This is a genomic window from Oleiphilus sp. HI0043, from assembly GCF_001634935.1.
In genome coordinates, this window is sequence record NZ_LWEY01000165.1 from 1 (window position 1) to 756 (window position 756).

General features: G+C 43.7%; 1 protein-coding gene and 1 pseudogene. Both read left to right on the top strand.

All coding sequences use genetic code 11. From position 1 onward, the window contains the following. Positions 1-302, top strand: a pseudogene (locus A3729_RS03070) (NAD(+)/NADH kinase); the annotation flags it as partial. A 3-nt stretch (positions 303-305) separates the two neighbouring features. After that, positions 306-756: metallophosphoesterase (locus tag A3729_RS03075; RefSeq protein ID WP_197475508.1), on the top strand; the 451-nt coding region annotated here is incomplete at its 3' end.

Here is a 756-nt window from a genome sequence, read left to right on the forward strand (position 1 = left end):
GGCCTCTTTTGCACCCTAAACTCGATGCAATCTCATTAGTTCCAATGTTTCCTCATACGCTCAGTAGCCGTCCAATCGTTGTTGACGGTAAAAGTGAGATTAAAATTGTGATTGGTGAAGGTAATGAGATTTACCCGCAGGTCAGCTGTGATGGTCAGCATCACATCCCTGTTGCGCCTGGCGATGCAGTATACATAAGTAAAAAACCACATAAAGTGCGTTTGATTCACCCTACCTCTCATAACTTCTATGAAACCTGTAGAGAGAAATTAGGCTGGGCCAATAACCTGATAAGTAGTTAATAGATGGCATTTGTTAAGAAAAAAGTTAAGCAAGGCTATGACCTGATTGGTGATATTCATGGTTGTGGTAACTCCCTTGAACGTCTGTTGAAAAAGATGGGTTATGAGAACAAGCAAGGTTGCTACCGTCATCCGCAACGCAAAGTGATTTTTGTGGGTGATATTGTTGATAGAGGCCCTCGAATTCGAGAAGCTCTGCATATTGTAAAAGACATGGTCGACCAATCGCAGGCCGAAATTGTCCTGGGCAATCACGAATACAATGCAATGTGTTACTGCACAGAGGGTCGTCAAGGTAGTGGCATGCAGTATTTGCGCGAGCACAACGCTCGTCATCACAGACTTATTCGAGAGACCTTGGAGCAGTTTGATGCTCATCGCTCCGAATGGCACAAGTTTCTATCGTGGTTTCATGAAATCCCTCTTTTTATTGAAAAAGAAGACTTCCGAGTGG